This window comes from uncultured Methanofollis sp. (assembly GCF_937919355.1).
In the GTDB taxonomy this organism is placed as follows: Archaea; Halobacteriota; Methanomicrobia; order Methanomicrobiales; family Methanofollaceae; genus Methanofollis.
The window spans coordinates 25100-34212 of the sequence record NZ_CALFSA010000172.1; the positions used below are offsets into that span (position 1 = coordinate 25100).

A 9113-nucleotide genomic window follows, 5' to 3' on the forward strand; every position below is an offset into this window, starting at 1 on the left:
AGATGGACACAGAGATCAGGAGAGTCCTGTACATCTACGCGCTCCAGAACGCGGTGAAGCATGGGAATGTACCGAATGCAAAGGCAGTGATGGGGAAGGTGCTCGGCACCCACCCGGAACTCCGCCCGCACGCGAAGGAGATCCCGGGCCTCCTCGCCGGGGTGCTCGACGAGGTCGCCGCCCTGCCGGAGGATGCCTGGCAGGCAAAACTCCAGGAGATTGCACCGGAACTCGTGGCCGAGATGAACGAGGTCAAGAAGGAGACGAAGAAGGAACTGCCTCCTCTCGAAGGCGCCGAAAACGGTGTGGTGATGCGTTTTGCCCCCAACCCCTCCGGTCCCCTCCACCTCGGGCATGCCCGTGCAGCGTTCCTGAACGACGCCTACGTGAAGAGGTACGGCGGGCGGTATGTCCTGCGCATCGAGGACACCGACCCGCGGCGGGTGGTCCCTGAGGCCTACGAGATGGTCCAGGAGGATATCAGGTGGATGGGCCTGGGGATCACCGATATCGTCTACCAGAGTGACAGGATGGAGATCTACTACGACCTCTGCCGGCAACTCATCGAACTCGGCGGGGCCTATGTCTGTACCTGCGACGCAGAGAGGTTCAGGGAACTGAAACTCGCAAAGACGGCATGCCCGTGCAGGTCCCACACTGTCGAGGAGAACCTTGAACTCTGGGACCAGATGCTTGGCGGGAAGTTTGCCGAGGGGCAGGTGACCGTGCGGGTGAAGACCGACCTCGCACACCCCGACCCGGCGATGCGCGACTTCTCTATCTTCAGGATCGTCGACAGTCCGGCCCACCCGCGGATCGATGCCCGCGTCTATCCCCTGATGAACTTCTCTGTCGTGGCCGATGACCACCTCCTCGGGATCACCCACGTGATCCGGGGCAAGGACCACATTGCGAATACCCGTCGCCAGCAGTATATCTACGACTACTTCGGCTGGAAGGCACCGGTGTACCGTCACTATGGCAGGATGGGTATCGAGGGGGTCGTCCTCTCGACCTCGTCGATGCACGAGGGGATCAGGGCGGGGACATATACGGGCTGGGACGATGTCCACCTCGGCACCCTGCGCGCGATCGCACGCAGGGGTATTGAGCCCGAGGCAGTGAAGGAGGCGGTCCTTGACCTCGGTATTGGCGAGACCGATATCTCCTTCTCCTGGGATAACCTGTACGCAAAGAACAAGGCGATCGTCGACCCGTCCTCAGACCGCTTCTTCTTTGTGCCAGACCCGGTGCAGGTGGCAGTCGAGGGTGCACCGGCACAGACGGCCGAGGTCCCCCTGTACCCCGGCAATGAGGCGCGGGGAGTGCGCAAACTCACCTTTGAGGGTGCGGCCGTCATGCCGAAGGCGGATATCGCCGGGGCCGGGATGATCAGGCTGAAGGACCTCTTCAATATCGAGATGAAAGGTGAGAGTCGGGCAGTCTATGCCGGCGACGACCTCGCAGCGGCGCGGGCGGCGAAGGCCCCGATCGTCCAGTGGCTCCCCGCGGAAAAGGGTATCTCCTGCACCGTCCTCACTCCGGCGGGCACGCTCACCGGCCTCTGCGAACCCGCGGTCGCGGGGTATGCGGGGAAGACCGTCCAGTTTGAGCGGGTCGGCTTTGTCAGGATCGACAGGGCCGACGAGAAGGGCGTCGTGGGTTACTTCTCCCACCGGTGAAGAAACATCTTTTTCTTTTTTTCCGGGTTCTGAGGATTTTTTGCTCCGTGAGAGGAGGCTACAAGCCCCAAAAAACGAGCTGGCGACACTGCAGATCCGCCACTTTTCCCTCCGCATTCTCCCGGGAGACCACTGTCCCAGGACTCCCGAAAATAGGATGGGACAGAGGAAGATAAACGCTGCAACATGCAGAAGTCTGCCCCATTCCATAATGAGGAGTAATGAGGAGAGATGTTCCGCATGAGGATCGACTTTGTGCCGTGCTCAACTTCCGCACAGTATATACGTCACTATATCGCACACATGCCCATGCGAACTATCAGCCTCCTCCTTATCACTGCAGCCATACTCCTCCTTGTCCAGGCGGCAGGGGCAACGGCGGCATCCCTGGAGATCGGGGATGTGGAGATTAACCCTGATGGAACCCTCACCGCCAGAGGGACGACGAACATCGCACCGGGCAATGAACTTCTCGTCGATATCGTCTCCTCAGGCTTTGGGGCGACATCGAAGGAGACATCACGGCCATTCTACGGGTCAAGCGGCACCGTGGAGGTGGAGGCAGGAGAACCCTACAACACCTGGGCTTACACTTTTGAGATGCTCCCGCCCGAGGCCTACACCATCACCGTCGAGTGGGTGGGAGGAGACGCCACGGCAAGCGGAACCTTCACGATCACCAGCGAGACGGCGAGCGAGGTCACGGCGGCCGCACCTTCTCCGGCGACGACGATGGTCCCACCGCCAGCGACCCCGAACCCGACACAGGCACCGTGGGGTGCTGCCGGGGTCATTATCAGTCTGGTAGCAGCGGTTTTAATGCGCCGATCTTAAATAGACCAGCCCCGATATCTCCATCCATGAAAAAAGCAAGCTTGGTCGGGGTTCTCCTCCTGGCAACCTCCCTCTGTTTTCTCTGTGGGGTGGCGACGGCAGAGATGGTCATGGACTGGACCTACACAGCACCGGCGATCCTGCGGGGCGTCTCCACCTCCGCAGACGGATCAATCGTCGCCGCGGGCGGTGACGACGCAAAGGTCACCCTGCTCAACGCCTCCGGAAGTCTCGTGTGGCAGAAAAGCGCACAGGCAACCGTAAACAGTGTATCCATCGCTCCCGACGGGACTGCGATCGGCGCGGCGTCATCAGACAACAGGGTCTATCTCTACAACAGGTCCGGCGACCTCAGGTGGAGTGCACCCCTTCCCGGCCGTGCCTATGCTGTTGCGGTCGCCGATGGAGGAGAATACGTCGTCGCAGGGTGTTCAGATGACAGAGTCTACCTCTTCGACGGAGAGGGAAAAGTCCTCTGGTCGTACCACACGAACGGGGACGTCTTCGGTGTTGCGGTCGCACCTGACGGCGGCCTCGTCGCTGCCGGATCGCAGGACGACAAAGTCTATCTTTTCGGACAGGAAGGTTCGCTCCTCTGGTCACAGGTGACTCGCGCGGACGTGCTCGGGGTTTCTATATCGCCTGACAAAACATTTGTGGCAGCAGGATCGGCCGACACGCGTGTCCTCTTCTTCGATGTAAACAGCACACTTCTCTGGAGCGTACCGACCATGGGGTCGGTCACGGCAGTCTCGGCGAGCAAAGGCGGGGAAAAGATCGCCGCAGGGTCCCTCGACCAGACCCTGTATCTCTTCGACAGGAGCGGTGCTGTCGCCTGGAAGAGTGGGATGGGATCGGCAGTGCGGGGCGTGGCCATCACCCCTGACGGTACCAGGATCGCCTCCGGGACATCATATGGCGGTGTCAGTCTGTACACCCTCCCGCCAGAACCGACACCACCGATAGTTACTACGGTCACCACGCCTACGAACGTCGCTATAACAGGAACACTTGCCGTCTCCTCGGTGCCGGCGGGTGCGGCAGTCCTCATCGACAACCTCTATGTGGGCAGGACGCCGGTCACCGTGCCCGACATTGAGGCTGGAAACCACACTGTCATCCTTGAACTCAGTGGTCACGATGCATGGAGCGGAAACTTCTCCGTCGAGGCAGGGGCGACGGCCATGATAAATGCCACCCTCGTGCCGTCGGCAACGCCGACGGCGACGACACCGACCCGCGCCGCTGCCCTGCCATTGACCGTCCTTGCGGGTCTCAGCATCGCGGGTGCTCTCCTCCTGATGAGAAGATAATAAACCACCCTCTTTTCTTTTCCCCGGGCGATATCCATAGGATAATGCCAAGGGTATATTTAGAAGAACATTTAAGGATCGCTGGCCCAAAGACGACGGTGTGATCGAAATGAACCGATATGAAGTGGGGATCATCATCGTGCTCCTCTGCCTCGCATCCACGGCCGGGTGCACCTCCCCATCGCAGTCGCAGACAGGAGGCTACGTTACCATCGCCGATATGGACATCGTCGTCCCGCAGGGCCAGCCCCCCTCGAATACCACTGCAATCGCGGTTATCCCCTATATCGACGCTCTGTATAATGACCTGGAGAATGTCGAGGTCCAGGTGAGCGCGAAATATGCCGGTACAGACATCGTCGTCACCGAGAAACGCGTAGCAGGACTGACCCTGCAGGCCGGGAAAACACATACTGAGGAGATCCCGATGACACTCGAAAACGGGCATAAATATGATATCTGGGTCTCTGTCTGGCAGGACGGGAGGAGGCAGGTGACAGGTTCGGTCACAGTCTACCTCCCCGACCGCACCGCCCATGCGAAGACGGTCGCCCGCTCCCTCCTTGCAGTCACGTCCCTCGACGTCATGACTCCTGATCTGGATACCGATCCCATCACCCTGGACATCTTCTTGGGCCTGGAGAATATCGGGCTCTCCCCCTCTGGTCAGGTCGAGGCGAAGGTGAAGGCATATAATCTACAGAAAGGGATCACGGCAGCACGGGAGTCGACAGTTCTCGGGACCATTGCCGGGAATGCGTCCACGGAAAGGAGCATCCGCGTCACTGTCCCGAATGGCTATGACTACGAGATCGGGATCGAGGTCTTCGAGAACGGCGCCCTCATCACGAGCGGCACAGGGCGCGTGACCCTGGCTCCGTCGCAGTCCTCCACCGGAGGAGAGACAGGGGAAGTGACGAAGCCACCCACAATAGCCGTCACCGCCGCACCGACCCCTGTGCCCGGAGAGGTGCAGGTCGGGCAGTTCAGGATCGTGGAGGGGGGACGGGCAGGACCGACCCAGCCGGGATTCGCGGCATCCCTCACCCTTCTGGCCCTCGGCGGCGCGGCATATGTTGTCTGGAAGAGGAGGGAGGAGGGATGAAGGACGGGGTCACTGCATGGAGAGCATATCTCTATGCCGTCACCTTCCTCTCCCTCCTCGTGATGGTCATCGGTGCGGTCGATGTCTGCACGGTCCTGCTGGAGGCATTCGTTTATCCGCCGCCGGCACCGTACCCGCAACCGCCTCCTTATTATCCCGGCTTCACCAGAGCGGCGGCAATGCTCCTCGTCGGCTTCGTCGTCTGGGTATATCACTGGCATATGCTCAGGAGGGACGAAAAAAAGAGGGAAGAGGGTGATGCTCACCGCTGAAACCACGCAAGAATACCTTTCTTTTCGGGTTTATGATAGAGGTGCACACCATCCTTGACTGTCCTGACATCTTCGATGGCAAAGATGTCCTGGGGATGACAGGTCTTCAGTGTGTCAAGGAGGGTCTGGAGCACAGAGCGCGGGACGATGGTGAAGAGCACGGCAACGCGTGAGCCGCAACAACCGGATCCGTCGATGCGGGTGACGCCGAAACCCTGTTCCCGCAGTTCGGTGACGACGGTGTCGGCATCGTCGCGCGCGATGATCCGCACCATGACATTGCCGACCTTGATCCTCTGTTCAAGGTTCATCCCGACGACGGTGCCGATGGCATAGCCACCGATATAGGCAAGGATACAGGCGACGCTGGTGAGGTGGGTGAGGACGATCCCGGTCGAGAGGAGCCAGACTGTCATCTCACCGACACCTGTCGCCGCCGCAGGGTACGTCAGGCCTTTTCCGACATAGACCTGACGAAGGGTCTTGAGGACCGTCTCCGGGATCCGGGCAAAGAGGATCAGCAGGGGCAGGAGCACCCAGTCGAGGAGCAGAGCATCCATATCTTTTCACCGTCCAGAATACGCGACAGAACCAGACAATTATCCTGTTCTATCCCTATAACACTGTTCTTTTGAGGCAGAGAAAAAGGTCCGGGATACCGGGATCAGAAGGAAAAAGTGGCCGAAGACCCTGCTCGCGCACACTGCGAAAAAGAGGGTTATCCAAGGAATTTCCGGGCATTGGCCGCCCTGAGTATTCCAGACCTGATGTCTGCGGTCCTGTTCTCCTTCAGGGCACTGCGGATGGATGCCGCAATCTCCCGGTGCTCTTCATCGGGTTCAACATCAACAAGGTCGAGGACAGCCTTTGCAAGGGACGGGGGCACGTACTCGGATTCGGGATCGAAGTATCGGGCGGCGTCGGCAAGGTCGGCATCGAAGTTGACGTAGACCTCGCGGAGGAACTCGATCTCGTCGGAGTCAAGAGCGTCAAGGCCGAGGAGTTCAGGCGGGAGGCCGACCGAGTACAGCGCGGAGGTGAAGGTGATCGCACGGGGGAGGGATATGCCGCCAGCACTCCTCGAGTAGCCAAAGAGGCCAATATGGAGTTTCCTCTTTCTCCTGCTCGGGACGAATGTGGCGACCCGGTTGATGAGGTCGGAGAGACCGGTGATTGCCTGCATGTAGGCGTTGGTGTACTTCGTGATGAGAGCGACTGCTGTCTCCTCCTCGATCTCGCGGGGAATGGTTGTGCGCTGACCCTCCAGGTCAGCGACCGCACTACGGACCATGTCCAGGGGATAGTCATACTTGAAGGCCGACTGGATGGTGAAGGTATGCACACCGGGGTACTCGGCGACACAGCGCTCGACTGTGTCGGGACGGAGGTTGCCTCGGAAGGGTGCCGAACCGACGCCGATGATCGGGTAGATGGGAACGCCAGTCTCCTCGGCAAGGAGGTGGAGGCGGAAGAGGGCGATCTTGTTGAGGAGGATCGCCGGGACCATGCCATAGTTCATAGCAGGGTCTGAGCGCGCCAGGAAAACACGCTGATAGGACAGGTCTTTGTCCTGCACGTACCGCCCGACAATCCCGGAGGCATTGAGCATGCTTGGTGCGTCCTCGAAGAGGGGGATGACATTGATCTTCTGCGGGGAGAAGGGACCGATCCACTCGGCGATAGTCATATCCCTCCCACCGAGACGCTTATACTGCTGCCCGACGACGAAATCACAGTAGTACTGGTAGATGTTGTCGATGGCGACGTGCGAGGAGGTCATCGGGAGGATCACCTCATAGATCGGGGGGATATTGTTCCCGGAAAAGAGGTGGGCCACGTCAAAAGAGCGCGGGATGCTCTCCAGGGTTTCAAGGAGGATCTTTGCCTCTGGCCTTTCAACTTCGGGGTTCGGGACGCGCAGGGTGAGAAAGAGGTCTTTTCCAAGTTGGTTATCCCTGAAAAAGGATTCATACCGGGAGAGGAGTTTTTTGACAACGAAGTTGTCGACCTCCTTGCCTTCACAGTCCCACATCTGCTCCCTGCATCCAAGATGCGAGTAACTGTAATATGCCTCCTGCACCTCGTCGTCACCGCCGAGTTCTGAGGTCTCGGCAAAGAAGGGAAGGTGGACGTTGTCCGGGTGCTGCGTGCTCATGCACCGTGGAATTCGTGGAATATCTGTCATTTCTATCACCATCATCCCGGGAAGGAGTGTGCCAGGATGTGGTCACGCCGGTCATGGACGGCGTGCCAGATTATATGTGAGGATGTACCTGATAATGGTGCCTACCAGCGAAGAGGGAGAAGAGAGGGATCAGGCACTGGCAGAAGCAATGATCAGCGTATGGTCCCTCCGCCCCGAGGGAGAGAGAACAAACGAATCGCCGGGGTCGATACGATCACCGTCGAAGACAATTATGATATCAGGTTTTACAGGAAAAGAATGCTCTATACCATAGGCACTTCTGACCAAGACCACGTCTCCACCATGCTGGACTGTACAGGCAACTGCCGGCAGCACAAGAACTCTACTTTCTCCCGGAGGTATCGTGATCCTGGAATGAATAAGTGAGATGTCACAGGCTAACTCGTCCGGGTAATTGTTGACGACAGTCAATTCAAATGGCCCTCCTCCGATGACTTCGACGACAGGCGCGCCTCCAATGACCAGACCTGCACCAAGACTGATTGCGGCGGCATGGGGAAGAAGTGTTTGTACGACTGAACCAGATGCGGGACCAGTATAGGAAATACGGACGGCGAGGATCATCAGGATCATCCAGCCAATCACAAAGACCAGTTCAAGAGGATTTATTCCCAGGATAAATCCACCGAGAATGATGAGGACAATAACAAAGATAAGTCCCCATGCCAGTATTCTCATAACTCGTCGGGACAGTTTCCTTGGTGTGCGGTCAGACTGGCGGATTGTTCTCAGGGCCGCAATGATGAGTCCTATACCAAGGACAATAGAGAGTTTGCCCACATTGTTCATCTCTCCAATTATATCGAGGATAATGCTGGATATCAGACCCCAGAGTACACCCGGGAGAAGTTCAAGCAGAGAATCAAATTCTTTTTCCTGATCATATGGACCGGTTGCCTCCTCGACCATATACCCCTCCATTTCATACATATATTCACAGTATAAACATGTATGGCCAGACCTGGCAGGAAAATAAGTAACAAAAGAGGTACAGATTCACGATATAGAGGAAGTATAGCAGCGAATTACTTTTCCCAAGCGCTCGCGCAACTCAGTACACGGCAATACGTGAACAGGCTTAACTACCGGGTTCGGAATGAGTCCGGGTGTTTCCCTGTTGCTATGGCCGCTATACACTATATAGTCGGCATGATAGGATATAATGATATGTAAAAGGGCGTTAAAATTCATTTTAGAGAGATAAATAATCCAGAGCAGGAAAGTAGACGTATCAATCAAACAGAATTAAATAACTCAAACAATATCTTCAGGATAAACACACAAAAAATCCAAGAAAAGTCACATTTCATAAGGAAGGGGATAGCAGCGAATTACTTTTCCCAAGCGCTCGCGCAACTCAGTACACGGTAATACGTGAGTGGGCTTAACTTCTGGGTTCGGAATGAGTCCAGGTGTTTCCCCACTGCTATGGCCGCTATCACCCAAGCCAAGGCCCGGAATCGAACCGGGATGTAGTTGATCTGCAGTCAACCGCGTAGCCTCTCCGCCACCTTGGCAGCCGTGTTATCTATAATGTTACACATTATAGTGTTTAAAGGTATGCACAACGGATTTCGTCTGGGTTCAACGGATAGCTGGATTTGGACGTTAGTACCTGCGGACTGAACATGTCGTGGTCTTCATGCGTACATCCCAGGCCTATCAAGCGGGTCTTTTACCCATGTCCTCAGCGGAGTCTCT

The 9113-nt window shown here is 57.3% G+C and carries 8 protein-coding genes, 1 tRNA gene and 3 rRNA genes; 5 read left to right on the plus strand and 7 right to left on the minus strand.

Annotated elements, in window-relative coordinates; all coding sequences use genetic code 11:
- The first annotated feature begins 2 nt into the window (after positions 1-2).
- The 5 genes from Q0520_RS08685 to Q0520_RS08705 all read left to right on the plus strand — a co-directional run bounded on the left by Q0520_RS08685 (position 3) and on the right by Q0520_RS08705 (position 5206).
- The gene (locus Q0520_RS08685) at positions 3-1682 is read left to right on the plus strand and encodes a glutamate--tRNA ligase (protein WP_298668927.1); all 1680 of its coding nucleotides are present in this window, start codon (positions 3-5) and stop codon (positions 1680-1682) included.
- 303 nt (positions 1683-1985) lie between these two features.
- A complete protein-coding gene (locus tag Q0520_RS08690) occupies positions 1986-2516 on the plus strand; it encodes a hypothetical protein (protein WP_298668930.1) in 531 nt (176 codons plus the stop codon).
- Between the two features lie 26 nt (positions 2517-2542).
- A complete protein-coding gene (locus Q0520_RS08695; RefSeq protein WP_298668933.1) occupies positions 2543-3829 on the plus strand; it encodes a PQQ-binding-like beta-propeller repeat protein in 1287 nt (428 codons plus the stop codon).
- A gap of 109 nt (positions 3830-3938) precedes the next feature.
- A complete protein-coding gene (locus tag Q0520_RS08700) occupies positions 3939-4934 on the plus strand; it encodes a hypothetical protein (protein WP_298668936.1) in 996 nt (331 codons plus the stop codon).
- Positions 4931-5206 carry a DUF5671 domain-containing protein gene (locus tag Q0520_RS08705; RefSeq protein WP_298668939.1) on the plus strand — a complete coding sequence of 92 codons (276 nt, stop codon included), beginning with the start codon at positions 4931-4933 and terminating at the stop codon, positions 5204-5206. Before Q0520_RS08700 ends, Q0520_RS08705 begins: the two co-directional genes overlap by 4 nt.
- On the opposite strand, the gene Q0520_RS08710 is transcribed toward Q0520_RS08705, so the two are convergent.
- The 7 genes from Q0520_RS08710 to Q0520_RS08740 form a co-directional block, all read right to left on the minus strand.
- Entirely contained in the window at positions 5197-5766 is a 570-nt protein-coding gene (locus Q0520_RS08710) for a DUF2179 domain-containing protein (protein WP_298668941.1), read from the minus strand. The genes Q0520_RS08705 and Q0520_RS08710 overlap by 10 nt on opposite strands.
- Before the next feature lie 158 nt (positions 5767-5924).
- A complete protein-coding gene (gene ppcA / locus Q0520_RS08715) occupies positions 5925-7361 on the minus strand; it encodes a phosphoenolpyruvate carboxylase (RefSeq protein ID WP_298668944.1) in 1437 nt (478 codons plus the stop codon).
- 159 nt (positions 7362-7520) lie between these two features.
- Positions 7521-8321 carry a hypothetical protein gene (locus tag Q0520_RS08720; RefSeq protein ID WP_298668947.1) on the minus strand — a complete coding sequence of 267 codons (801 nt, stop codon included), beginning with the start codon at positions 8319-8321 and terminating at the stop codon, positions 7521-7523.
- Positions 8322-8424: 103 nt separating this feature from the next.
- A 5S ribosomal RNA gene (gene rrf, locus Q0520_RS08725) occupies positions 8425-8546 on the minus strand.
- A 184-nt stretch (positions 8547-8730) separates the two neighbouring features.
- A 5S ribosomal RNA gene (rrf, locus tag Q0520_RS08730) occupies positions 8731-8852 on the minus strand.
- Between the two features lie 5 nt (positions 8853-8857).
- Positions 8858-8929: transfer RNA gene (locus tag Q0520_RS08735), tRNA-Cys, on the minus strand.
- Positions 8930-9001: 72 nt separating this feature from the next.
- Positions 9002-9113: ribosomal RNA gene (locus tag Q0520_RS08740) — 23S ribosomal RNA — on the minus strand; the annotation flags it as partial.